This is a genomic window from Pedobacter ginsenosidimutans (assembly GCF_001442625.1).
GTDB lineage: Bacteria > Bacteroidota > Bacteroidia > Sphingobacteriales > Sphingobacteriaceae > Pedobacter > Pedobacter ginsenosidimutans.
In genome coordinates, this window is record NZ_LMZQ01000001.1 from 361,428 (window position 1) to 384,368 (window position 22,941).

At 41.7% G+C, this 22,941-nt stretch carries 22 protein-coding genes; 12 read left to right on the forward strand and 10 right to left on the reverse strand.

The genetic code is table 11. The features are described from left to right. Nucleotide 1: 1 nt before the first annotated feature. The 6 genes from ASU31_RS01370 to ASU31_RS01390 all read right to left on the reverse strand — a co-directional run bounded on the left by ASU31_RS01370 (nucleotide 2) and on the right by ASU31_RS01390 (nucleotide 8,234). Entirely contained in the window at nucleotides 2–874 is an 873-nt protein-coding gene (locus ASU31_RS01370; protein ID WP_057930600.1) for a helix-turn-helix domain-containing protein, read from the reverse strand. 240 nt (nucleotides 875–1,114) lie between these two features. Then, nucleotides 1,115–1,960 carry a sugar phosphate isomerase/epimerase family protein gene (locus ASU31_RS01375; protein WP_057930601.1) on the reverse strand — a complete coding sequence of 282 codons (846 nt, stop codon included), beginning with the start codon at nucleotides 1,958–1,960 and terminating at the stop codon, nucleotides 1,115–1,117. 124 nt (nucleotides 1,961–2,084) lie between these two features. Further along, on the reverse strand, nucleotides 2,085–3,257 hold the full coding sequence (locus ASU31_RS01380; protein ID WP_057930602.1) for an efflux RND transporter periplasmic adaptor subunit: 1,173 nt from the start codon (nucleotides 3,255–3,257) through the stop codon (nucleotides 2,085–2,087). Between the two features lie 10 nt (nucleotides 3,258–3,267). Continuing rightward, nucleotides 3,268–7,644, reverse strand: coding sequence for a CusA/CzcA family heavy metal efflux RND transporter (locus ASU31_RS01385; RefSeq protein ID WP_057930603.1), 4,377 nt, complete (start codon nucleotides 7,642–7,644; stop codon nucleotides 3,268–3,270). A gap of 115 nt (nucleotides 7,645–7,759) precedes the next feature. Next, nucleotides 7,760–8,026 (reverse strand): hypothetical protein, encoded by a 267-nt coding sequence (locus ASU31_RS28085; protein WP_425339023.1) that lies wholly within the window; start codon nucleotides 8,024–8,026, stop codon nucleotides 7,760–7,762. Further along, nucleotides 7,980–8,234 (reverse strand): hypothetical protein, encoded by a 255-nt coding sequence (locus ASU31_RS01390; protein WP_057930604.1) that lies wholly within the window; start codon nucleotides 8,232–8,234, stop codon nucleotides 7,980–7,982. Before ASU31_RS01390 ends, ASU31_RS28085 begins: the two co-directional genes overlap by 47 nt. A gap of 11 nt (nucleotides 8,235–8,245) precedes the next feature. Between ASU31_RS01390 and ASU31_RS01395 the strand changes: the two genes are divergently transcribed. The 3 genes from ASU31_RS01395 to ASU31_RS01410 all read left to right on the forward strand — a co-directional run bounded on the left by ASU31_RS01395 (nucleotide 8,246) and on the right by ASU31_RS01410 (nucleotide 10,551). Then, nucleotides 8,246–8,668, forward strand: a complete 423-nt coding sequence (locus ASU31_RS01395) for an SMI1/KNR4 family protein (protein ID WP_057930605.1) — start codon at nucleotides 8,246–8,248, stop codon at nucleotides 8,666–8,668. Nucleotides 8,669–8,732: 64 nt separating this feature from the next. Further along, complete coding sequence (locus tag ASU31_RS01400; RefSeq protein ID WP_057930837.1) at nucleotides 8,733–9,206, forward strand: hypothetical protein; 474 nt, start codon at nucleotides 8,733–8,735, stop codon at nucleotides 9,204–9,206. A 229-nt stretch (nucleotides 9,207–9,435) separates the two neighbouring features. Further along, nucleotides 9,436–10,551, forward strand: coding sequence for an acyltransferase family protein (locus ASU31_RS01410; protein WP_057930607.1), 1,116 nt, complete (start codon nucleotides 9,436–9,438; stop codon nucleotides 10,549–10,551). Nucleotides 10,552–10,755: 204 nt separating this feature from the next. On the opposite strand, the gene ASU31_RS01415 is transcribed toward ASU31_RS01410, so the two are convergent. Then, nucleotides 10,756–11,631: an alpha/beta fold hydrolase gene (locus ASU31_RS01415; protein ID WP_057930608.1), complete on the reverse strand. Its 876-nt coding sequence runs from the start codon at nucleotides 11,629–11,631 to the stop codon at nucleotides 10,756–10,758. A 506-nt stretch (nucleotides 11,632–12,137) separates the two neighbouring features. Here ASU31_RS01415 and ASU31_RS01420 point away from each other — a divergent pair. The 3 genes from ASU31_RS01420 (at nucleotide 12,138) to ASU31_RS27685 (ending at nucleotide 13,205) form a co-directional block, all read left to right on the forward strand. Then, nucleotides 12,138–12,389, forward strand: a complete 252-nt coding sequence (locus ASU31_RS01420) for a hypothetical protein (protein WP_057930609.1) — start codon at nucleotides 12,138–12,140, stop codon at nucleotides 12,387–12,389. Nucleotides 12,390–12,476: 87 nt separating this feature from the next. Continuing rightward, nucleotides 12,477–12,968: a cupin domain-containing protein gene (locus tag ASU31_RS01425; RefSeq protein ID WP_057930610.1), complete on the forward strand. Its 492-nt coding sequence runs from the start codon at nucleotides 12,477–12,479 to the stop codon at nucleotides 12,966–12,968. Between the two features lie 66 nt (nucleotides 12,969–13,034). Continuing rightward, nucleotides 13,035–13,205: a hypothetical protein gene (locus ASU31_RS27685; protein ID WP_167346147.1), complete on the forward strand. Its 171-nt coding sequence runs from the start codon at nucleotides 13,035–13,037 to the stop codon at nucleotides 13,203–13,205. A gap of 51 nt (nucleotides 13,206–13,256) precedes the next feature. Here ASU31_RS27685 and ASU31_RS01430 read toward each other — a convergent pair whose 3' ends face one another. Together ASU31_RS01430 and ASU31_RS01435 are read right to left on the reverse strand one after the other, a co-directional pair. Then, nucleotides 13,257–13,763 carry a hypothetical protein gene (locus ASU31_RS01430; RefSeq protein ID WP_057930611.1) on the reverse strand — a complete coding sequence of 169 codons (507 nt, stop codon included), beginning with the start codon at nucleotides 13,761–13,763 and terminating at the stop codon, nucleotides 13,257–13,259. A 30-nt stretch (nucleotides 13,764–13,793) separates the two neighbouring features. Continuing rightward, nucleotides 13,794–14,591, reverse strand: a complete 798-nt coding sequence (locus tag ASU31_RS01435; RefSeq protein WP_057930612.1) for a DUF4382 domain-containing protein — start codon at nucleotides 14,589–14,591, stop codon at nucleotides 13,794–13,796. Nucleotides 14,592–14,785: 194 nt separating this feature from the next. Between ASU31_RS01435 and ASU31_RS01440 the strand changes: the two genes are divergently transcribed. The 6 genes from ASU31_RS01440 (at nucleotide 14,786) to ASU31_RS01465 (ending at nucleotide 20,456) form a co-directional block, all read left to right on the forward strand. Continuing rightward, nucleotides 14,786–15,073 (forward strand): hypothetical protein, encoded by a 288-nt coding sequence (locus ASU31_RS01440; RefSeq protein WP_057930613.1) that lies wholly within the window; start codon nucleotides 14,786–14,788, stop codon nucleotides 15,071–15,073. 4 nt (nucleotides 15,074–15,077) lie between these two features. Next, nucleotides 15,078–15,929 (forward strand): hypothetical protein, encoded by an 852-nt coding sequence (locus tag ASU31_RS01445; RefSeq protein WP_057930614.1) that lies wholly within the window; start codon nucleotides 15,078–15,080, stop codon nucleotides 15,927–15,929. Between the two features lie 5 nt (nucleotides 15,930–15,934). Then, on the forward strand, nucleotides 15,935–16,609 hold the full coding sequence (locus tag ASU31_RS01450) for a response regulator transcription factor (RefSeq protein WP_057930615.1): 675 nt from the start codon (nucleotides 15,935–15,937) through the stop codon (nucleotides 16,607–16,609). Continuing rightward, complete coding sequence (locus ASU31_RS01455; RefSeq protein ID WP_245224450.1) at nucleotides 16,545–17,948, forward strand: sensor histidine kinase; 1,404 nt, start codon at nucleotides 16,545–16,547, stop codon at nucleotides 17,946–17,948. Before ASU31_RS01450 ends, ASU31_RS01455 begins: the two co-directional genes overlap by 65 nt. An 80-nt stretch (nucleotides 17,949–18,028) precedes the next feature. Continuing rightward, entirely contained in the window at nucleotides 18,029–18,841 is an 813-nt protein-coding gene (locus ASU31_RS01460) for an AraC family transcriptional regulator (protein WP_083505246.1), read from the forward strand. Between the two features lie 76 nt (nucleotides 18,842–18,917). Continuing rightward, nucleotides 18,918–20,456 carry an FAD-dependent monooxygenase gene (locus ASU31_RS01465; RefSeq protein ID WP_057930617.1) on the forward strand — a complete coding sequence of 513 codons (1,539 nt, stop codon included), beginning with the start codon at nucleotides 18,918–18,920 and terminating at the stop codon, nucleotides 20,454–20,456. Between the two features lie 179 nt (nucleotides 20,457–20,635). Here ASU31_RS01465 and ASU31_RS01470 read toward each other — a convergent pair whose 3' ends face one another. Next, nucleotides 20,636–22,927, reverse strand: coding sequence for an alpha-galactosidase (locus tag ASU31_RS01470; protein WP_209434944.1), 2,292 nt, complete (start codon nucleotides 22,925–22,927; stop codon nucleotides 20,636–20,638). Nucleotides 22,928–22,941 lie beyond the last annotated feature (14 nt).

Consider the following 22,941-nt stretch of genomic DNA (forward strand, 5'->3'; position numbering starts at 1 on the left):
TCTATATTTTACCGTAATAACGCTTAAAAAGCATTTCGAAATACCTGATATTGGTATAGCCCAAGCTCCTGGCAGCTTCGGCAAGATCAACATGGTTTTCGGCAACCAATAGGTTTGCCATCTGGATTTTTTGTTGAATAATATATTGACGGATCGGGAGTCCGTATACTTTTTTAAAATCCCTTTTAAGATCACACTCATTCAGTCCAACCCAACGGCTCAGCTGTAAAACGCTTATTTCTGTGTCCATGTTAGACATGATCCGGGTATGTGCTTCCCTTATACTGTCCAGACGTCTTTGGGTAAGACCATCGCTATCAGCAGGTTCTATTTCCTTCTGACTTAAATGGCGGATCAGGTAATATATAAATTCCGTCAGCTTGGCGTCCAGAAGCATAGTATTGGAAAAGTCACGGGCGGAAATTTCAAAGAGCTGCTTGATGAGCTGTTTGACTTGAGGATGATGTGCACAGCTTTGAAACCGTCTGCTTAACTCCGTTATACCTCCTGTAAAGTATGCCTCCGGGATAAAAAACCGTATTCCATCAACACGGGTAATTTCCCAGCCAAATTTCTTAGCGCCTTCCAGCGCAGCGGAATGTAAGAGCTGGTCTTCATTGCTGATCCGAAAATCGATCAACCCTCGCTGTCCGACCGGATCGGGAGAATAAAATTGTGTAGGTTCATTAAAATCCCAGATGCCACGAAAAAAATGGATATCGTTTTTGATAAAAACCTGAACAAATCCAGTCCCCATATGCTCTGGAAGGATAATGCTCTTGGACGACCAGGTATCTCTTGAGGAAAAACCGTACTTCGTGGTCAGTTCCTGGAGATATTTCGTTGGGTCAGCGTAGGGCAATAACAACTGCATGCTAGTATATTTGGTCTACTGCAAGTTACGATTTTTCTTATCAAAACAGAACGGGAAAGCGGTCTGATATTCGCATATCACTGTTGTATTGTTAATGCGATAATACCGTATTGATTTAAGACATATTGTATTGTTTCCGCGGAAAGTGTGCAGATCCTTCCCATACGGCGGTATAAATTGATATGCGGACTAAAGAGAAGACCACATATCAATCATGATTACCATCAACTGCAAATAGAACTAACGGGTACCATCGCAAACACCCCTAAAATAGCCAACAGATTCAGCTATTCCTGCCAGGGGATCTTTCATGTCTTTTTCGTATTCTAAACTACAACAGCCCTGGTAATTCACCTTTCTCAGCATTTTTACGAATGCAGGGATATCAATTACACCACGACCGAGTTCGCAAGTGGTACCTTCGTTTGCCGCTACCGTTACATTTTTTAAATGCATATCAAAAATACGTTTCGAGAATTTCTGAAGGTCTGCAACCGAATCCCGTCCATCTCTTTTGTTATGTCCCATATCAAAGCATATCCCAACACGTTGATCCAGGTTTTTAATGAGGTTGTAGATGCTTTCTGCATTTGGATATAGTTTATCCTGAGGACCATGATTATGAATGGCATAACGAATATTATATTCTTTTGTCTTTTGGGCAACGTATTCCAGATCGGCATGAGCTGGAATCCCGATCAACAAATCAACACCAACCCTTTTTGCATAATTAAATGCATTGTCAATCTCTTCTTTATTTTTGGTGTATATAGGCCCTACGGCATATCCAACTACATTATTATCCTTAAGTTTAGCATGAAAGGCAGTAATTTCTTCTGTTGTACTTTTAAAAGGCAGATGAAAGTCTTTGATACAGAGGTAATGTACATCAACCCTTTTCATCATTTTAAGTGATTCGTCTAGGTTAAAGTTAAGGAAGCTATAACCGGCAATTGCTAATTTAAAAGGGTCTTTCCCCGCGGCATTACGTTTAGCAGGTGCTGCAAAAACTGAGGGGACATTGATCAGCGTTGTGGCAGTTAGCCCCAATATTCCTTTTTGCAAAAAATTTCTTCTTGTAGTCATCTTAATTTTATCTGGCGATTAAAGTTAATATTTAAATTGCTGCAGTTCAAACGTGTAAACAGATCTTTTAAAAATGAACTGTTATCCATGGCACCAATATTCTGCCAGCATAAAGCTTAAACACTTAATGTTCCTCACCTTCTTCTTCGGCATTCTTAACCTTGCTTAACAGGTCGTAAGCACCCTTTATCACCACCTTCACGTCATTGATCTGCTCAGCGAAAGAAACCTGGGTGTAACCATTTTCGGCAACTCCTGTTTTTACTTCCATCATCCTGTACCGGTAAGTGTTACTGCCCTTATCAGCAGGCTGATCTATAAACACGAACTTTTTGCCTTCAAATTCAACAATTGCCGCATCAGGTAGTGCTTCAACCTTGTTCATTCCGCTTTCTACATAAGCCTTAAGGTACATACCCGGAAGCAGTTGTGTATCCTCCTTGTCCAGGTGGCAGTGAATTTGCACGGTACGCTCTTTACTAATTTCTCGGCCGATGAGATAAACCGTAGCCATGCGTTCCTTTTCTTCATTGGCCAGTACAAAGCGAACTTTCTGCCCCAGCTTAAGCTTGGGTACATCTTTTTCAAATACCGTAAGCTCTGCATGTAAATGCTCGGTATCGGCAATTTTGAACAATACATCAGTAGTGCTGGCAAAGGCACCTATATTGGTGTTAACCTGTGTAACATAACCCGCCATTGGCGTATAGAGATTAAAGGTTTTCTGGATTTGTCCTTTTTCCAGTGCAGGAAAACTGATGTTCATAATGGAAAGTTTTGACCGCTGCCCCAGCAATCTTGCACTCACACTCTGGTATTCGCTCCTTGCTTTCTGCAATGCTTTTTTGGAATTTACATTTTCCTTTGCCAATTCTTCCTGGCGGTCTAACTCCTGCTTTAAAAACTGCAACTGGCTTTTATAGTCCAGATAATCTTGTTGCATCTGAATGAATTCGGGATTCTGCATTACGGCTACAAGCGCCCCTTTGGCTACCCGTTTTCCCTGTAACATATCGGTACTTTTTACAATCCCTTCCAGCGGTGTGGAAATAGATACCAGGCTTTGCGGGGGAAGGTCGAGCATGCCGTTTACTTTCGTTGTTCCGCTTAATTCCTTCAGCTCAATGTCTCCCAACGTAATTTCTGATAGCTTGTGCTGCTCTGGGGTAAGGGTTACGATATCGCGCTCTTCGTGAACGGGCTCTTTTTCGGGCGCCTTCTCCGAATTGGGACTGCTACAGCCAGCCAGATAAAATGGAAAGGATAGCAGGATAAAATATTTATATATGGATCTCATGAGATTATGCTTAAAATGATTTGTTGTTACCGGTTAAAAATTCTATCTGGTTGATGCTCTGGCTTAACTGGAGCAGGGCCATCAGGCGCCCCTCGTAAATACCATTCGCCTGTTTAAGGTTCAACAGGTATTCCGAATAGCCTATTTCGCCGTTCTGATAGGCAATGCGGCTGTTTTTCAATATCAGTGCCGCATTGCTTAGGGCCGAAGTAATAAAATAGTCGTAACGTTTCCTGTTTTTCAGGTATTCGCCCAGGGCCTGCTGGTACTGGCCTGTTAGTTTTCGCTGCTGGAGCTCCAGATCGTTCGAGGCAATATCCTTGTTAATGGATGCGGCCTTCGCCTTCGCCGAATAGGCCCGGTAAAATAGTGGAACGGAAAGCCCCACCTGAAAACCCTGGAAACGTTTGTCGCGGCCAAAGAAAACATCACTCCCGTTAACATTTTGAAAACCGGTTAGCGACTGGTTAAAATAGCCAAGCGTAAAATCGGGAAGTGCTTTGGCCAATTCTACTTTGCGCTGCTTTTCGGCAATCACAATCTGTTGCCTGAAATAGGCAATGGCTGGATTTTCATTTAGAAGCGCCGTATCTCCGATCGAAATCTCGGGTGTTTCCCTTAAAAACTTGTCGGCAATTAGGGGCAGCCCGCCCTTCCCAAGAAGCGTGGCAAGCTGTGCTTTATAAATTTCGATATCAGACCGGTCTTGATCGAGCAGGTTCTGTACATCCTTAAGCTGCGTCTCAGCGGCTACCTTTTCAAGCAAGTTTCCCTCCCCTGTTTTGTACTTCAGCGAAGCCGATTTTACAAAACCCTTATAAATGCTGTCTTGCTCGAGCAGCAGTTTTTCCTTCGAATAGAGGTACTGGAGATTGGTATAAACCGTCTTCACCTGAAAAATGAGTTCGTTTTTACTTGAAGCCACCTGAAGCTGGCCTGCTTTGATACGTTCATCTCCTAATGCCGCATTTGCAGCAAAAAGTGTTGGAAAGGGAATGCTTTGCGAAACGGTAAAATTGTTGTCGTTTTTAACCAGACTGTTATACTGTCCGTAAAGCATAGACACTTCGGTTTTGGGCATTTCGAAAGCGCTTTTCCTGAGCGCCTGCTGCAGCCCTACACTAAGGTTAGCCCCGCTAATCGCCCTGTTGTTTTCCAGCGCCAAAGATACCGCCTTTTCAAGGGTTAATGCTGTTTGAGCCTTAGCAGGCTGCAATCCAAACAAGGCAATAAACATAATGATTATACCTGCTATAGGAGCAACTCTTACTTTTTTCCTGCCCATTTTTTCTACCCAGATATAAAGCACTGGAAGTACCAAAAGGGTCAACAGTGTTGCTGAGATCAGTCCACCAATAACAACCGTTGCCAATGGGCGCTGTACTTCAGCCCCGCTTCCGCCTGAGATAGCCATTGGAAGAAAACCCAGAGAGGCAACAAGGGCCGTCATAATCACCGGACGAAGCCTAACCGAAGTTCCAGTTTTGATAATTTCGAGAATATCGTTCATTCCTTCTTTTTTTAACCTGTTAAATTCACTGATCAGCACAATACCATTCAGTACTGCTACACCAAATAGCGCAATAAAGCCGATGCCTGCGGAGATACTAAAGGGCATACCCCGTGCCCATAGGGCGAATACGCCACCAATAGCCGACAATGGAATTGCGGTAAAAATTAAAAGCGCATGTTTAATCGATGAAAAAGTAAGATAAAGCAACAGTAAAATGAGTAATAGTGCCAGTGGTACGGCAATACCCAATCTTTTGGTGGCCGCCTGCAGGTTCTCAAAAGTGCCGCCAAAGGTTGGATAATATCCTGGTAAAAACTTAACCTCGGTATCAATCTTCTGCTGGATTTCCTTTACAATACTTTCCACATCTCTTCCCCTCACATTAAAACCAACGGTAATCCGTCGCTTTGCATCATCACGCTGGATCTGGTTTGGTCCTTCCCTATACTGGATATCAGCCAGTTGTTCCAGCGGAATCTGGTTGCCATTAGGTGCCGTTACAAATAGGTTCTTCACATCCTCAAGCGATTGTCTATTTTCTTTTTCCAGGCGGACAACCATATCAAATCGTTTTTCGCCCTCGAATACAAGACCAGCCACTTCGCCGGCAAAGCCCGAGCGGATAGCCGTATTCACATCCTCGATGTTCAGTCCGAACTGCGCGATTTTTTCCCGGTGAAATTTAATGATGACCTGTGGAAGTCCTGAAGCCTGTTCTACATAAATATCCTCGGCACCATCTATTTTTCTTGCTATAGCTCCAATTTTAGCTGCATAGGCACTTAGCTTCGAAAAATCCTCACCATAGATCTTAATGACCACATCTTGCCTGGCGCCAGTCATGAGTTCATTAAAGCGCATCTGGATAGGCTGCTGGAAGCCGAAAGTAACCCCAGGAATATACTGTTCCAGTTTGGCCTGCATCTTTCCCGCAAGCTCGTCTCTCGTCGAAGCATTGGTCCAGTCGCCCTTTTCCTTTAAGATAATAATCAGATCACAGGCTTCTACCGGCATGGGGTCGGTAGGAATCTCGCTAGAGCCAATCTTCCCGATTACCTCTTTTACCTCAGGAAAGTTTGCTTTTAATACTTTAGCAGCCCGTGTAGCGGCCTCAATGGTTTGAGAAAGACTACTTCCGGTAAGCACTCTAGTTTCTACGGCAAAGTCGCCCTCCTCTAGCGTGGGAATAAATTCAGCGCCCAGATAATTGAAAATAATAAGGCAAATGGCAAATAATCCTATGGCAATGCCCACAACGGCCATCCTTGCCCGCAGTGCAAAATTGAGCATTGGGGTGTACACCTTTTGAAAAAAAGACATGATCTTGTCTGAGATATTTCGTTTGGTGCTGATGGTTTTGTTTAGAAACAGCGCACTCATCATCGGCACATAAGTTAACGACAAGATAAAAGCACCAAGGATAGCAAAAGCCACCGTTTGAGCCATTGGCCTAAACATCTTGCCTTCTATACCAACCAGGGCCAGAATCGGCAGGTAAACGATGAGGATAATGATTTCGCCGAAAGCGGCGCTGTTACGGATCTTGGAAGCAGATTCAAAAATCTCTGTATCCATCTCCTGCTGGCTTAACCTGTTTTTGTTTTTTCGGATGCCCAGATGGTGAAGAGATGCCTCTACAATGATTACCGCTCCATCTACAATTAGCCCAAAGTCTATAGCGCCAAGGCTCATCAGGTTTCCGCTGACGCCAAAAAGGTTCATCAGGCATATAGCAAAAAGCATGGCAAGTGGAATAACCGAGGCTACAATCAGTCCGGCACGGAAATTCCCCAAAAGCAGTACCAGTACAAAGATCACAATCAATGCACCTTCCGCAAGGTTTTTAGCCACCGTACCAATGGCACTGTCTACCAGTTTTGTGCGATCGAGGAATGGTTCGATAACCACGCCCTCTGGAAGATTCTTTGCAATCTGATCCATCCGGGTTTTTACGTTTGCAATAACCTTTGAAGAATTGGCACCCTTTAGCATCATTACTACTGCCCCCACTACCTCGCCCTGATCGTTTCTGGTCATGGCACCATACCTGGTGGCCGCACCGATCCGCACTTCTGCTACATTTCGGATCAGCACGGGAATGCTGTTCTCATTGGTCCGTACAACGATGTTCTCAATGTCCTCAATGCTGTTGATAAGTCCTTCGCTCCTGATAAAATAGGCATTGGGTTTCTTATCGATGTAAGATCCGCCGGTGTTCTGGTTGTTTTTTTCAAGCGCCTTAAAAATGTCGCTGATGGAGATATCCATACTTCTGAGCTTATCAGGATTGAGGGCAATCTCATACTGTTTGAGGTATCCCCCAAAGCTGCTTACATCTGCTATGCCCTCTACGCCCAGGAGCTGGCGGCGAACAATCCAGTCTTGAATGGTGCGGAGTTCGGTAGCATCATATTTTTTTTCATATCCCTTTTTGGGATGGATTACATACTGGTAAATCTCTCCAAGTCCTGTTGTTAATGGTGCAATCTCGGGTGTGCCGATCCCCTTCGGAATGGCTCTTTCTACTTCGGCAAGCCTTTCGCTCACCTGTTGGCGGGCCCAGTAAATCTCTATATTTTCCTTAAATACCACCGTCACAACCGAAAGGCCAAACCTGCTAAAGGAACGAATTTCTTCTATTCCGGGAATAGTGGCCATGGTTTGCTCTACGGGATAGGTGACAAAGCGCTCAATATCTTCCGCGCCGTTGCTTGGCGAGGAGGTAATAATCTGTACCTGGTTATTGGTAATATCGGGAAGGGCATCTATGGGCAGCTGCCTAAGGGAGTATATGCCCCAGGCAATCAGCGCCAGTATCATAATTCCCACCAGCAGTTTCTGCCTGATGGAGAATTGTATTATTCTGTTCAACATTTTCGTTTAAATCAAAAATCAATAAATAGCGGGGCATCATTGCACCTCATGGTGCAAAATTGTGCTTGTAAAAAAGCATACTTTTCATGGACAGCGCCATGAGACAAAAATTTGATTAAACGAGTTTAGGCGGTTGCCAAATATCGAGTGGTTGTTTTTTCAATGCCGAGCACTGGAAAACCGGATATGGTTTCCGGAATACCGGAACAATCAGATCTGTTAACTTTTCGGTTGGAAAGTGTTGACCCACCGAGCAGCAGGCACAGCTGCAGAATGGCGGACAGGATTCTCCATGCATATGCTCAGCTTTTGATTGATCGCTGTGCACAGTGCTTTCAGTGTGAGACTTGGAAACCATATCTTCCTTGTCCTGGCAGGGCATTAGGCCCAGAAGGATCAGATAAAGAGAAAAAAGGAATACAAAATTTTTCACCAAGGGCAAATGTAATGATTAAAGTTTTTAATTCATAAAGCCCATTTTCTTTTAATTCCTGTTCTGTTTTAGTGGTTGAAAAACCATCTGTCAATTTATTAATTGATAACCAATCCCGATGAAAATTAATATCTTGTGGAACTAAATTAACAATCATGCTCTATCTGTATGGAAAGATTTGAAGAAATACTAACAAAATATAATTTCACCAAACGGACCAACAAACCAAAGACCACTTTTGAGGAATCTGAAAAAATAATAAACTTCAAACTTCCTAACGATTATAAAACTTTTGCTTTAAATTATTCGGGACTTGAAGGTTTTATTGGGGAGCAATATGTTAGACTTTGGGACTTCGACGAAGTAATTGAAATGAATACCGACTATCAAATTTTCGAGCATTTACCAAACACATTAGCAATTGGAGGAAATGGTAGTGGAGAGTACATTGCAATAGAACAATTAAATGATAATAGTTTAAGAATTGTGTTATCTCCATTCCTAATCGAGGAAGAAGCACATATTGAAATAGGAATTTCCTTTACCGATTTTTTAGAGCGTTTAGAAAACCGAAAAGAGTGGTTTGAATAATTAAAACCACATATCACTAACAAACTGACCTAACGTTAGAAAGGAGAATTAGACTATAATGCCAATGATCATACTTACATTTAAAGATTGGGTTTTAACAGTTGATCATGAAAGCACGAAATCAACCTATGCTGCCGTTGAAAATGGTAGTGCGGAGGATTGTAATTGTAATGATTGCTTGAATTATATTCAGAATAGAGGTAACATATTCCCAGAACAGGTTAAGCATTTATTTAATCAACTTGGTGTAGATTACCACAAAGAAAGTGAGGTTTGGCGAATGTGTAAAGAAAACGACGGTACACACCGCTATAGTGTAATATTTCATTTTAAAGGAAGCTTTGAAGGCACTGATTGTTTAGTCTCACTTAATGGCTCACAAGCAATTAAACTAAATCCTATAACAGATTCTTTTAAAATCGGTTTCACCGAGGGCGATGATCTAACCTACTTTAAAGATAAAAATGATTTGATTCAGATTGAAATTGAAATCATGGTGCCTTGGGTTATCGATAGAATGTTAGAAAGCGAGTGGTAGTTTCTTATCTCAATAAAATGAACTTTCAAAGGAAGCCTTGTTGTTATCCAAACCCCCAGCTCCTTCAAATTTTAACAGTCCTAAAACAATAGTATGAAAAACCTTTCCTATAAGCAACATTTCAATCCTTTCAGCCCGGCTTAATGTATTACGTATTATTGTAGATGCAAAGTTATGCGATAAAGAATGTTGGTTATTTTTATGGCTTGCGATTTTTACAAGCACTTGCATGAGTACTAACCTAAATAATGAGCTGGCTACCAAGCCACATTACCCTATATTAGACGGCCTTCGCGGTGTGTCCGCTATAATCGTTGTCACCTTTCACTTAACCGAGCCCTTGGGAACCGGGCACCTCGATATCCTGGTGAACCATGGTTATCTGGCTGTAGATTTTTTCTTTTTATTATCGGGTTTTGTAATGGGCTACGCTTATGACGACCGATGGAACAAAATGAGCGTAGGCAGTTTTTTCAAGCGCCGTATTATACGTTTGCAGCCCATGGTGATTTTGGGGATGACCCTCGGCGCTATTGGATTCTATTTTACAGATTCTACCATATGGCCGCTTATTCATACTATTCCGCTCTGGAAGATGATGCTGGTACTGCTGATTGGCTACACCATCCTGCCAATACCACTATCGCTTGATATACGTGGCTGGCAAGAAATGCATCCCATGAATAGCGTGGGCTGGTCGTTGTTCTTTGAATACATTGCCAATATTCTTTATGCGGTGTGGATCAGGAAGTTTTCCAAAACTGCGTTAACTATCTTGGTAATTATTGCGGCTATCGCATTGGCACAGCTGGCCATTACAAACGGTGACGTAAGCGGGGGCTGGACACTGAATGTTGAACAGGTACGCATTGGTTTTAGCCGTACCCTATATCCCTTTTTTGCGGGTTTGTTACTCTCGCGTATCTCGAAACCGACCCGGATTAAAAATGCCTTTTTATGGTGCAGCCTTTTAATCGCTATGGTATTGTATATGCCGCGCATTGGCGGTGCAGAACACCTGTGGATGAACGGAATTTATGAATCTGTTTGTATTATCATTATTTTCCCGCTTATCGTGTACATTGGCGCCAGTGGCGTGCTGCAAACGCCAAGAGAGCACAGGATATGCAAATTTTTAGGCGATATATCCTATCCACTTTACCTGGTACATTATCCACTGGTTTATTTTTACGTGGCCTGGATCAGCAATCATAAAGGCATCACCATTGTGCAGGCCTGGCCTTATGCCCTGCTCATTTTAGTAGGTGGTATTGTTTTGGCTTATGCCACCTTAAAATGGTACGACGAGCCAATACGCAAATGGTTGCGGGAAAAGCTGGGCTAAGATTTGGCTGGCCTAAAAGAGGCTGTATCATAAATATAAATGGTTATCCTGAGCCTGCCGAAGAACCTGTTTAAATGCCCCCATAAAGCGTTTCGACTACTTGTCCCGATTCATTGGGAAGCTCTCCGTAGGAGTCCTTTGGACAACGTGACAAGTTCGAATGGAATTACAACTTATGATACAGGCTCTTCTTTTGGCCTATATTTACTTTAAAAAATCATTTAGGTAAGCTGATATGGTTTTGGTCTGCATCATTAAGCTCACATGCCCCTGGCCAGGAACAATGGCCAAATGAGATTTTGGCATAGGCCCCATATCGGCAAATTTGTCGCCGCCCAGTAATTGGTAGGTTTTACTCAACTCTATTTTATCCAGACCATCATTATCTCCTGCGATGATTAACACGGGTGAAGTAATTTTCGCGATATTGGCGTCGCCCATATCGAATGTTGTTCCGGCAAAAACAATCATCTGTTCTATAAATTTTGTCCATTTTGTTTTGTCAGGCGCTACAGCATCATATGCCGTTCTCATAGGCGTATTTGCAAACATTTCAGGTTTCATATTTTTAAATGCTTCTGCTATTTCAGGTCTCCAGCCAGTACTTTTATAAGTTGAAGAAATAATTACTAATTTTTTTACTCGTTTAGGGCTTTGTATGGCCAGCTTGTAAGCTATAGAGCCACCCATGCTATACCCTGCCACATCGGCACTGTCTACTTTTAAATGTTTCATTACACCTTCTACATCACTTGCCAGCGTAGCCTGATCTAATTTCCGGTCTGAAAATGGTGTGTGCCCATGCCCCTGCAACTCGACGGCAATTACTTTCCTGGTTTTCGATAATTCAGGTATTAATTGCCCCCAGTTTGTTTCAATAGTCATAAAAGCACCATGCAGTAACACCAGTGGTTTACCCTCGCCGTATACTTCGTAATAAACTTTAAGATCATTAACCGGTGCATAACCGCTCTCGGCAGGTTTAAGCTGTTGCCCTTTTGATGGAGCTACTGCAAACATGATGATTGCAAGGAGTAGTATTGATTTAAGTATATTACCTGTTTGGAATAGATTTTTCATAACGCTATTTAAATTTAGTTTGAACGATATTAACGATACAAATATGCAGTTCATTCGGGGCTTTAACACGACGTAAAAACGACAACTTCGGTGGCGAATTGCGACACTGTAGATATGAAGGTTAATGCCAATATGCTTAGAAAATTGCAAATGACCCAGCTAATGGTGTATTGTCATCCTGAGGGATAATTTATTGTATAAAAATCAATATAGATGACAGCGTATTTATATTGCGGCGATAGGCTGTAAGGAATCATCATTCCCAACTTGATTGGGAATCGTAATGCAATACGTTTTAAGATTCCCGCCTGCGCGGGAATGACGATCTTTATATAGGGATCTGTCAATGATAGCTTGTTGAAGGACTTAGTTAAATAACCTTTTGATTAAGCTTATCGAAAGATGACCTTTTTTTATTAAACCTGATCTACCGCTTTTAGTAATTGAGTCTATCGCGTATATTTGAGCATTACCCATAAGGGGATTACGCTCAAGAACCAGGCAAAATGACACAAAAAGAATTAACGGAACTAACAGACGAAGAATTGTTGCAAGAAGCAAAAAAAAAGAAATCAGCTGCAATAACCAATGCAATATTAATTGGCTTTCTGGCTGGTGTTATATTTTTCAGTGTGATGAAAAACACTTTAGGATTTTTGACACTCATCCCTTTATTTTTCATCTATAAATTGGCAAATAATTCGAAATATGATAACAAAGAATTAGAAAACCTTTTAAAAGAAAGAGGATTGAAATAAGAAATGGTGGCTGATGATCGGATAGCAGTGGACGAGCTTGACCAATGGATTGAAAAGTAAAAATATACAACAAAAAATCTAATAAGCATGGGATCCAATATCAAGATTATTAATAAAAATGAAGGCGAATATTTAGGCATAGCAGGTGGTAATTACAGGATCATCATTTCTGGTGAGCAAACCAATGGCAACTATGCGGTTATTGAAATGACTGTTCCCCCAGGGGGTGGCCCACCACCACACGCTCATCCTGACACACAGGAAATGTTCCATGTATTGGAGGGTGAAGTAGAATTTAAAACAGAAAATGGCAAACAAATCGTTTCAAAAGATGGCTTTGTAAATATTCCCATTGGTGGAGCCATTCATTGCTTTAAGAATACTTCAGAAAAACCTGCACGATTGCTCTGTACGGTAGTACCCGCCGGACTGGAAAATTTATTTCAGGAAATAGGTACACCTGTTCTCCCTGGACAAACGCTACCCATACCTGAACTAACAGAAGAGCGGAAAGCGTTTTTAAAAGAGATGGATTTGAAATACAATCAGCAAACCTACCCAAAGGATTTTCTGGGATAGTAAGTTCATGACTTGATTAATAAAAGAGATTGCAGCAATTGGCACAGTTATCGCTTATTTAATATTATGAAACAGATATATCTTATTGTCGCATTATCGGCAATGCTGCTTACCAGTGCTTGTTATAGTACCAGAACTGCTGGTAATAGCGGAAAAGTGCCTCCAGGGCAAGCTAAAAAAGGAACAGGTTCAAAATCGGCCAGACCTTTTGCTCCGGGGCAACAAAAAAGAAATTAAAAAAGAAAACCCTCCAAATTTGGAGGGTTTCTTTCTTTATTACACAAACAACTAATGTTTTCCCTTACCGTTTCCATGGCCTTTGCCATTTCCGTTTCCTTTATTAAAATGCGGTGAGGGTTTTCCTTTATCGCCTTTATAAACTTTGGCATTACCCTTAGCCGGCGAATATTTTTGTCCTTTGCTTTTCCCGATCGCCGATTGCCCATGGTTGCCTTTAAATTTGGCATATTTTACTTTGTGGGTTTCAAAATAACGGTAAGGTTGACGTGAGTTAATTACAACTTTGTAGCCATTATATAAATCGTAGCCCCTATATCTCGGCGGAAGGGATGTGGTAAAAACCCAGCCTCCTGCACCCATATAAATAAACTGTTTTTTAGGTACATAATAATAGCTCTCAATATCGGGCAGGTAGTAATAATCTACATAATCGTAGCCAGTTGGACCCCATGCAGGCTGTGCGCCAATGTTTATATTTACACTTACCTGGGCCTGAGCTTTAAAAGTAAGGCTGCTGCTTACCACGAGTAACAACAGCAAGAATAGTTTTTTCATCGTTTTAAATTTAGATATGAATAATGGGTTTTACTGTCTTAAAGTAACCGTGCCCAACAATGTGTTTTGCCCTAAAGCCACTTTAACAGCAGTAATGGTACTATCTCTATAACCAACAACCGGTGCAAATTTAACCGAGTAGGTACCAGAAGATAAGCCACCAACAGTAAATTTACCAGTTAAAGGATCGGCAACGGTACCCACAGTATCTGTACCAGCAATAACCAATACTTCAGGATGGCTTGCTAAAGGCAAAACTGTTCCCGAAATTAATCCGGTAGTTGCTGACGCGATTCCGCGTACCACTGGTTTTAATAAATATTTTCCGTTTCCGGTGCTTACGATAGATTTCGCCGCATCAAAGTCTAATAGCAGTGTATAAGCAGCACCTTCAACCAATTCAGGATTAGCGGTTAATTTTACTTTCCAGCCAGATGTTTGTGCACTTGGTGTTTTAAGTTCCTGCTGAACCCCATTTACCACAATTGTATTTCCGGTTTCGTTAAGTACCAGTCTGATTTCGGTAATTTCACCTGAAGGCATTTCACCTGAAGCAACCAAAATATCAGGATTACTGGTGCCGATCCTAAAATCAAGAATATCGAATATACCTGTACTGGCTGCAAATACATAAGGTTTATCGCCTGATACCAGTACAATCTCTTTTACACTTAAATTAATCTTATCGAAGTTACCTGGGGCATCGGTCATTTTAATCTGAACTTTAGTTGTTCCCTGGCTTGATTCATTTTTTTTACATCCATAAAAGGCAATCATCCCGATTACGGCGATGACGGCTAAAATGGTATTTACAAAATTTGTTTTCATAACTGTAGATTTTATTTAAAGTTTTACGCTTCAAAGTTGATGGCCGAAGATGAAAGCAACATGAAATTTAAAATTTATTTTTTTCATCTTAATTTCATGTTGCCATTCTACTTTTGAAATGTGAGCGCACCATGTATGGTGGTTTTTAGGTAGGGTTTACCTCTTAGGGGGTAAACTTTTTTTATATTTATAAAATGATCCGATTCGCCATTATTTTTTGCCTGGCTTTTACCCCATTATCGGGTGTTTTAGCTATGCAACAAGATTCTACCACTTTAACTGTTTCAAACCCACAGGAAGAACAAGTGATTAAAAAACAGGATAAGACAAAAAAAGACAAACAGCCTGAAAATCAAAAACCTGAGCCACTTCAGATCAAAGAAGTGCCAAAAGCCAAAAGACAGGTAAAGCCCATGGCAATAAAGCCTAATGTAAAGGTAAAACCCATCAAGATTATTAAACCTAAGATTAAAAGGCCATAAATATATGCGCATCCGTCTCTTAATTTTCTTCTCATTTCTGGTCATATCGAATGTAAAGGCGCAGCAAGATTCGACCAAAGCTACGCTTACACTTGCGGCCATGTACAATAGTAACATTAATTATTACGGACAGGTTACCCCTGAAAAATATCCGTATGTACTCTTTAACGCTACCTTACGGTTTCCAAGCGGTTTATATTTTTCGGGCGGTGGTTATAAGCTCTTAAATTATGGTTCAACCATTTCGGAAACAGATTTGGGCATAGGTTACGATTATGATTTTAATGAAAAATTTACCGCCGGGCTAGCTTATACCCATTCATTTTTTCCTGCTAATTCTCCTTTGCTCCAGGCATCCAACAACAGTAATATCAATGCATCGGCCGCCTACCAATGGCCCTGGTTTAAAACAGATCTTAGTCTCGATTTGGCCTTCGGAAAGCAAACTGATGGATTTATCAGTTTTGGAAATTCAAAAGAAATTGAACTGGGAACGGTGTTCAACGATAAGAATCTTATTTCAATTACGCCAGCTGTAGAGATTACAGCAGGTACTACCCACTTTTACGAAACCTATATCATCGAAAAAAACAAAAGGCAGAACTCGAATGGGAATGGAAAGGGAAAAAGTGATACCGCTCCCGGAATCATTAACGGGAGCACCACCGAGGTAGTTGAAAATACAGTTAATCAGTTTAAACTATTGTCTTACAATTTTAAGTTACCTTTAAACTGGAGTAATGGAAATTTCCTTGCCGAAGCCAGTTATCAATTCTCCATACTTGGAAACAGAAAAGAAGAAAATGTAAAACACCAGCAGTCTTTCTTTGGTCTAGCAGTTTACTACCAATTTTAATCCGCATGAAGGTATTGATCATAGAAGATGAAAAAACGCTTGCCTTTGAAATGGAAAAGTTTCTTAAAAAGGCTTTCTTCTTGTGCGATCTGGCCCATAGTTTTAAACAGGGCTTTAATAAACTAGAGCTAAACCAATATGATTATGTGCTGATTGATTTAGGTTTGCCAGATGGCGATGGCTTTGAACTGCTCAGCAAGGCGAAGAAAAGCAATCCGGATGCTGCCTATATTATTCTTACGGCCAGAGGAAAATTAGAAGACCGGGTGGCAGGCTTAGATATGGGCGCAGACGATTATTTAGCGAAACCTTTTTTTTTACCCGAGCTTCAATCCCGGATGCAGGCCATTGCCAGGCGAAAATTTAAAGTTGACGAAGCGTTAATTCCGCTCGGAAACTTTAACATCGATCTGCAAAAACGCTTCGTATTTTTTGAGGAGGAGCAGATTGAACTTTCGCGCAAAGAATTTGATCTTTTAAGCTACCTTCTACTGCATAAAAACAGGGTGCTTACCCGGATGCAATTGAGCGAACATATTTGGGGCAACTTTGTTGATGATGATTACGACTCGAACTACATTGATGCACACATTAAAAATATCAGGAAGAAATTAAATGTTTACGCCCCTACCGAATGGCTGGAAACCGTTAGAGGCGTTGGTTATAGAATTAAAAAGTAATTTGAAACTATCTACTAAACTTACTTTATTTATTACGGGATCTAAACTTGCCATTGTAGGTTTGTTTATCCTATTGCTTCCTTTTCTGATCGGGCAGATTGCTTCTAACTACACCAACTTTTCGCTTAGAAACCAGCAGAAAAAAGTACTCCAAAACATCAATAAAAAGGGAATAGATTATTACTTCGAAGGGGATAACAGTTATGGGAGCTACACCATGCTGAAAGACGAATACATTGCACTCGAAACGGTAGCACAAACACTGAAATTAGATACCATACGCGATACCAAACGTATTGTTGAACAAGATACCATCGCGTATCGGGTATTGAGTTTTACTTTTCAAAAAAATCAAAAAAACTACCTCTTAGAAATCGGCAAAACCACCGCCAGCATTAACCTTTATAACGATGCGCTCCAACGCTTTGCTTTATACGTGCTCATCATTCTTATTGCCCTAAGTATTATTATAGATTTGATTTTTACCCGGCAGTTAATTAAACCACTTGGTCAGATTATCAAATTAAGGCTGACCAATAGCCGGTTTCCTTTTAAAAAGAAACACGGCCATATTAACACCAGTACACAAGACTTTAAATACCTCGATCATTCGCTCATTTCGTTAATGGACCAGATTAATGAGGCTTTTGAAAAGGAGCGGGAATTTACGGCCAATGCCTCGCATGAGTTTATGACGCCCATTAGCATATTACAAAATAAGATGGAAAACCTGCTTACTGAAGAATCGGCATCAGAAGCGGTACAGGAACATATTGTTGATATGATGAAAACACTGGAGCGGTTAAAGAAAATATCGCGTTCGCTCCTACTCATTTCGAGAATAGAAAATGAACAATTCTCCAAACAGGAAGAGATAGAACCACAAACACTCTTTAATGAAATAGTGGAAGAAATAGGCCATAGGCTCGAAGAGAAAAACATTCAGATCGACATCAAGCTTAGCCATAACAAGCGTTTAAGCCATATCAATCATGATCTTTTGTTTCAGCTCTTTTATAACTTAATTAACAATGCCATTAAGTTTAACAAAGAAAATGGAAGTATACAGATTTCTGATCACCTTGAAAAAGGTTATTATTCCATTCAGGTTAGCGATAGTGGCCAAGGCATTAAGGCAGAAGACATACCACATGTATTTGATCGTTTTAAAAAAACCGGTCATGCCGAAAATGCAGGCTATGGGTTAGGGCTTGCCATTGTAAAAAGCATAGCGAATTACCTTAATTTAAAGGTTCAGGTGAATTCAATACCGGGCGAAGGAGCAAGTTTTAAAGTTATTTTCGAAATAGCGCAACGCAATAGCAAATCTATAACCTAATGCTGGAAGCTTGGCTATAAATTTTTCATAAGAAATGTCCTTTTTTACATCCAATACCCTCGAATATGCCGCCATTCAAAATGCATCATCAAGAATTCGAACCTCCAGAGGAGCTGCAGGATACGATAAAGTGCTTTTGGTACAACAGAAGATTATCTGGAGCAGAACTATCAGGCTTTGAAGTTGTACCTGATGGTTATACAGAGATCATTTTTCACTTTGGCAGCTGTAACATTTCTTCCAATGGTGAATTGCAGCCCTTACCCTCACCTTTTATGATGGGATTACTTAATCAGCCTGCTATTTTTTACACGAAAAACCGTTTTGAGATCATTGGGATCAGGTGCTTTCCATGGACTGTATTCGATTTGCTCGGTCTCCCATCCAACAAACATGGATTACATCTATTTGAGCACCCCATGGCCCAGCTTCAACCCAAACTGAATGCGTTTATTCTTGATGGAAAAATAGATGAGGCGGTGGCAACGGTAAAGCAGTATTTCTTACAGGCAAGGGCGCAGGTTGCTGCGAACAGCATGTTGTTCAAAGCCGGGATTGCCATGCAGGAAGCAAAGGGTACCATACCGGTGAGTGAGGTTGCGGCGGCGGCCCATGTGACGGTGCGCACACTGGAAAGGAACTTTAAACGATCTTCAGGCCATACGGTTAAAGATGTATCGGGCCTGATGCGTTTTGAGCAGGTACGCAACCGATTATGGCATGATCCAGATGCCAACCTGGCCAGTTTGGCGCATGAGTTTGGTTATACCGATCAACCTCATTTGAGCAGAGAATTTAAACGTTATAGTGGCACTAGCCCTGCAGCATTCGCCCGAAAAGCAAAGAAAGGCAAACAAGTGTTAAGCAGCGACCTGCTTAATCTCTCGTCCTGAACCCACCGGAGAATTGTCGCGTTTATACAAGCCTAATGCCTAAGCATTCCAGAATTTTGTGTTTTAATCATAGGATATGAACACAACAATTAAAAGTAAAAAAAACAAACACACACCTACTTTTTACGATGTTATTATTTCTGGTGCCGGCCCTGTAGGCCTGTTCCTGGCCTGCGAATTGGCTTTAGCCAAATGTTCGGTGTTGATACTCGAAAAAACACTGGAGGCTCACTCGCCTTTAAAACGGCTTCCTTTCGGTATCCGCGGCTTATCAGCACCAACCATTGAAGCGCTTTATCGCCGTGGTTTGCTGCAAGAACTTGAAATACATAAACACCTTAAAAATCCTCACCAAAATGCCGTTCAGGGGCCACGTCTCCAGGCAGGTCACTTCGCTGGCATTCCATTTCACGACGGTGATATCGATACCACGCAATGGAAATATCGTCTACCAGGGTCTACACCTACTAGTTTAATTACCGAAATGGAGGAGCTGGAGACGGTACTTTCCCGGCGTGCAGCAACCTTAGGCGTTGAAATTAAACGAGGTTTTGCCGTTACGACCTTCCATCAAAATAACGAAGGTGTAACTGTACAGGCGGGTGGGCAATCTTTCGAAAGTAAATGGCTTGTGGGCTGCGATGGCAGCCGAAGTGTGGTACGCAAAACGGGTGGCTTCGAATTTGCCGGAACTGAGCCTGAATTTACCGGTTATTCAGCTAGGGTAGACATCCTCAATCCGGAATTGCTTAAACCAGGCCGAAACGTAACGCCAACAGGTATGTACATGCAATCGCAGCCAGGTTATCTGGCCATACAGGATTTTGACGGTGGTACATTTCATGGTTCGGCAAAGCCAGTTACGCGTGAACATTTGCAAGAGGTACTACGCCGTGTTTCAAACACCGATGTTACCATCAGTACGCTCCATATTGCAAGCACCTGGACCGACCGCGCAAGGCAAGCCACAAGCTACCGCAGCGGACGCATACTTTTAGCTGGCGATGCGGCACACATTCATGCACCTTTAGGCGGCCAGGGGCTTAACCTGGGTTTGGGCGATGCCATGAACCTGGGCTGGAAACTCGCGGCCACCATCCACGGAAAAGCTCCTGAAGGTTTATTGGACAGTTATGACACAGAACGATATCCAATTGGTGCACAGGTACTGGATTGGTCTCGCGCGCAGGCAGCAATTATGAAACCCGAACCCAATGCCCGCGCATTACACGCCATAATTACCGACCTTATCAATACCACTGATGGTGCCACCTATTTTGCTGGAAGGATTTGGGGCGTTTCTACCCGAATTAGTCTTGGTGGAAAGCATCTGCTGGTTGGTTGCACTGTTCCCAACTTTGAATTTGAAAATGGGACAAAAATTGGTGAACTGATGCAGGATGGCCGAGGAATACTGCTTGATTTTGACCACAATACTTCACTCCAAAAGTTGGCTAGTGAATACAGCCAAATAGATTATATTTCGGCAACTGCAAAAAATCAATTTGGCTTATGTGCGATATTGATCCGTCCCGATGGAATTGTAGCCTGGGCTACAGATAATGTGATAGACATTGGCGAACTGCAAAAAGCAATAGCAACGTGGTTTGTATAAAAAATCAGAGTTTTGGTTAACATAAAAAGAGGACGATCATAAGTTCTAAATCTCATCTATACTGTCACGTTGAGCCTGTCGAAACGCCTTGCAAAACATTTACGCAAGTCCTTCGACAGGCTCAGGATGACAATTATATTTATGATACAGCCTTATTTTTTTGGCAATATTTCAACCGTTCACTCCATTTTAAACCAGGTATATCCTTCTGCCTTGATTTTGATTTTAAGTTGAATTTTATGTACCGCATCTACCACATGGCTTGTTTTCTTTCCTGTTTCATCGGTTACAACAACATTATGGGTTATGCCTGCATAATACAAAGGAACTGATATTACCCTTTCTATATCCTGGTCCAAAGGATTATATACCATTAACAAGCCCTTTGTTTTCAGCCTAGGGTTTACATGTAAAATACCATCCCAATCTCTGCCATCGGCCCTGCGTAGGTGGATAATGTCGCTATTGAGAATATCTCGATACTGTTTGTACCAATTGATCACACTTTTTACGGTTTCTTTGGTGGTTTCAGTATCATACAAACGAGGGCCACGATAACAGGCCTGCACCCCTGCCCCATAATATTGCATCATCAATTGTTTATAATCTTTCAGGTGATCGGCGAGTGGCTCGAGCACAGCTTCTGCTCCTCCTCCCTGGTAGGCCGTAAGTGGCACAAAACCCCAGCCCATACTCGGTGTTTTCTCCCAGGTACCATCAAAAATATTCTGTCGGTTCAAAATCATCTGATTAGCCCTTGGCAACGAAAAATTCACTTCACGATAGCCGATTGCAATTTTATTGGTACCATCTAAAAAGTACCAGTCGGGTGCATTGATATAAACGCCCCGTTCACTTAGCCAGTGGTAAAGTTCCTTTTGCATTTCCATCTGTGTCCATTGGCTATCAGCCAGCCCTTTGTGCCCCGGATGAGTGGTTGAGGCACATACATCGCCAGGGTAAGGACCGTCGTTTTCCCAGATATCGAGTCCTGTTTTCTGAAAAAAGTATTTGATTTTGTCGCGATAACTCAAGCCCCATTTACTACCAAAACATGGTGCATTACCAAAAAAGGCGCCACCGGGTTTTCCAGTCAATGGACTAATCACATCATCGTCATCACTAATTCTTCTGGAACTAAAAAGCGAATAACCGCCAATCTTTATATTTTTAGCATGGGCATATTCGGCAAGGCCTTTCCATTTCCGGATATTTGATGCGGTAGAATCTTCCATGTTCAGGTGACTGCCAAAACTTAAAATCAGGGCTTCGTATCCAGTTGCTGCACATTGATCAATGGCGTTCTTTACCTGTTGATCGTTCTTGCTCACCAGGTGCATAAAGATTGGATTTTGAGTTGTCCACGGTGCGATAACCCGGTACATTTTACGAATCGCTAAACCCCGCCTTTCCCTATCATAACTATCCATTAAAAGCTCGTTAGTTCGGATAGAGCTGAATACTTCGCCTGCAGCCAGTTCAACATTCACGCCTTTATCAGGGTATACTTCCAATAAACAAGGAGTGGTTTTGTCGTAATTCACCTGCGAGGTATAAAGGCTATCGGCCTTCCAATGCGTGCTCTGATCGCTTAAGCTGTACTTCATGGCATTGTTAAAGGCAAAATTACTTTCGATATAAATACCATGTGGTGTTTTCATTTTATCGGTGCTGCCCACAACAGCGCTTTCTTCTTCTACTACGCCCAGGATTTCATTTACCACCTGATCAACCTTAATAGAAGCATTCGTTTTATTCTCTATGGTAACCCATTTGGTCATCAATGGGAGGCCATCATACAATGCATAATTTACCTTAACCAAAATACCACTTAGTTTAGCGTCTGCACTTTTATAGGTAAATATTAGTGTTTTGCCTGTTGGATTTTTCTTGTTGGCCGTCCACATCGAGCCTGGTTTCCATTTGATAAACTGTGGCAATGCAGTGATTTCATAACTCTGGAACTGAAAATCCCTTTCATTCGCTTTCAAACTAGCCAACATACCAGTAGTAATGTAGGCATTTTCTGTCTGGCCATATAAACCGCCAATATTGTATTTTTTGCCGTTAATGCTCACCTGAGCCTCTGGTTTAATTGACCGGAGCAACTGCTCACCGGTAGTCAGATTGCGAAGATCGGTACAGGCCACATTTGGTGACAAACGGAATGCGCGTTTAAGCAGGCCATTGCTTAAAATAAGATCTTTTTGATCTGCACTTTTAAAAACAGCTGCAGGGTGGCCTTCTGCATGAACAAGCCAATCTACAGTACTCAAATTATCCTGTGCGCTTTTCCAAACTGGAGTTTGCTGGGCCAGGGATTCGGTAAATCCATAATTTAGAACCATCGCAAACAGTAATACAACTGCTTTATAAAGCAGATTGGTGCTGCCTCCTGGCGATTTGGTTAGTTTTCGGGCGATTGTACTTTTCAGCCCCGTGAATTTCAGCATTTCTTTGTTATCAGTCATGCTAAAATATAGAA

Bases quoted from the DNA above. Each gene is read 5' to 3' on its own strand.
- ASU31_RS01370 (WP_057930600.1), bottom strand. From the start codon at position 874: ATGCAGTTGTTATTGCCCTACGCTGACCCAACGAAATATCTCCAGGAA.
- ASU31_RS01375 (WP_057930601.1), bottom strand. From the start codon at position 1,960: ATGACTACAAGAAGAAATTTTTTGCAAAAAGGAATATTGGGGCTAACT.
- ASU31_RS01380 (WP_057930602.1), bottom strand. From the start codon at position 3,257: ATGAGATCCATATATAAATATTTTATCCTGCTATCCTTTCCATTTTAT.
- ASU31_RS01385 (WP_057930603.1), bottom strand. From the start codon at position 7,644: ATGTTGAACAGAATAATACAATTCTCCATCAGGCAGAAACTGCTGGTG.
- ASU31_RS28085 (WP_425339023.1), bottom strand. From the start codon at position 8,026: ATGCCCTGCCAGGACAAGGAAGATATGGTTTCCAAGTCTCACACTGAA.
- ASU31_RS01390 (WP_057930604.1), bottom strand. From the start codon at position 8,234: ATGATTGTTAATTTAGTTCCACAAGATATTAATTTTCATCGGGATTGG.
- ASU31_RS01395 (WP_057930605.1), top strand. From the start codon at position 8,246: ATGGAAAGATTTGAAGAAATACTAACAAAATATAATTTCACCAAACGG.
- ASU31_RS01400 (WP_057930837.1), top strand. From the start codon at position 8,733: ATGATCATACTTACATTTAAAGATTGGGTTTTAACAGTTGATCATGAA.
- ASU31_RS01410 (WP_057930607.1), top strand. From the start codon at position 9,436: ATGAGTACTAACCTAAATAATGAGCTGGCTACCAAGCCACATTACCCT.
- ASU31_RS01415 (WP_057930608.1), bottom strand. From the start codon at position 11,631: ATGAAAAATCTATTCCAAACAGGTAATATACTTAAATCAATACTACTC.
- ASU31_RS01420 (WP_057930609.1), top strand. From the start codon at position 12,138: ATGACACAAAAAGAATTAACGGAACTAACAGACGAAGAATTGTTGCAA.
- ASU31_RS01425 (WP_057930610.1), top strand. From the start codon at position 12,477: ATGGGATCCAATATCAAGATTATTAATAAAAATGAAGGCGAATATTTA.
- ASU31_RS27685 (WP_167346147.1), top strand. From the start codon at position 13,035: ATGAAACAGATATATCTTATTGTCGCATTATCGGCAATGCTGCTTACC.
- ASU31_RS01430 (WP_057930611.1), bottom strand. From the start codon at position 13,763: ATGAAAAAACTATTCTTGCTGTTGTTACTCGTGGTAAGCAGCAGCCTT.
- ASU31_RS01435 (WP_057930612.1), bottom strand. From the start codon at position 14,591: ATGAAAACAAATTTTGTAAATACCATTTTAGCCGTCATCGCCGTAATC.
- ASU31_RS01440 (WP_057930613.1), top strand. From the start codon at position 14,786: ATGATCCGATTCGCCATTATTTTTTGCCTGGCTTTTACCCCATTATCG.
- ASU31_RS01445 (WP_057930614.1), top strand. From the start codon at position 15,078: ATGCGCATCCGTCTCTTAATTTTCTTCTCATTTCTGGTCATATCGAAT.
- ASU31_RS01450 (WP_057930615.1), top strand. From the start codon at position 15,935: ATGAAGGTATTGATCATAGAAGATGAAAAAACGCTTGCCTTTGAAATG.
- ASU31_RS01455 (WP_245224450.1), top strand. From the start codon at position 16,545: ATGTTTACGCCCCTACCGAATGGCTGGAAACCGTTAGAGGCGTTGGTT.
- ASU31_RS01460 (WP_083505246.1), top strand. From the start codon at position 18,029: ATGCATCATCAAGAATTCGAACCTCCAGAGGAGCTGCAGGATACGATA.
- ASU31_RS01465 (WP_057930617.1), top strand. From the start codon at position 18,918: ATGAACACAACAATTAAAAGTAAAAAAAACAAACACACACCTACTTTT.
- ASU31_RS01470 (WP_209434944.1), bottom strand. From the start codon at position 22,927: ATGACTGATAACAAAGAAATGCTGAAATTCACGGGGCTGAAAAGTACA.